General features: G+C 75.8%; 1 protein-coding gene. It reads right to left on the bottom strand.

Translation table 11 applies throughout. The features are described 5' to 3' along the window. On the bottom strand, positions 1-228 hold a 228-nt coding region (locus HMPREF0731_RS22820), incomplete at its 3' end, for a hypothetical protein (RefSeq protein ID WP_007006651.1). Positions 229-545 lie beyond the last annotated feature (317 nt).

The following is a 545-nucleotide window of genomic DNA, read 5'->3' as shown; positions in this document are numbered from 1 at the left end:
CTGCAGCAGCCCGGCCAGGCGCGGCGCGGCGCTGTCGGGCAGGGCGCCCAGCTCCAGCAGCACGGGGGCGTGGCGGAAGAAGCTGGCGCTGCCGGCCAGGCGCGCGGCCAGCGCCGCCTCCAGCTCGGCCGCGTCGGTCGCGGCGATCTCCAGCGTCAGGAAGGGGCAGCTGCGTCCGCGCAGCCGCAACGCGTCATGGGGGGGCGCCGCCCTGGTGCTGTCCTGCATGGTCTCGCCTGCCTTCTGCCGGCGCCCGCGAGACCCTCCGGGCCGCGGCGCCTGGGCGGCGCCGCATCCGGGAAAATTTCGCAGGAGCGTTGGATTGCGGATAGAGGCTTCCGGTGTTTTTCGCAAGAGAAATCGTTTTTGCCGCCGCGCATGGCGGCGGCCGCGTCAGGCGGCGACCAGCAGCGGCGCCGCGCGGGTGGTGAAGCCGTGCTGCCGGCACGCCGCCTCGGCCAGCCAGGCGCGGAACTGCGCCGGGCCGCGATAGGCGCCGTCGAGCTGCGCCTGGGCCACCGGCAAGGCGCGCCGGGCGAGCTGCG

It is taken from the genome of Pseudoroseomonas cervicalis ATCC 49957, from assembly GCF_000164635.1.
GTDB classification, from domain to species: Bacteria; Pseudomonadota; Alphaproteobacteria; order Acetobacterales; family Acetobacteraceae; genus Pseudoroseomonas; species Pseudoroseomonas cervicalis.
The sequence above is the reverse complement of the archived record's forward strand: the minus strand, read 5'-3'. Positions and strand labels throughout refer to the sequence as shown.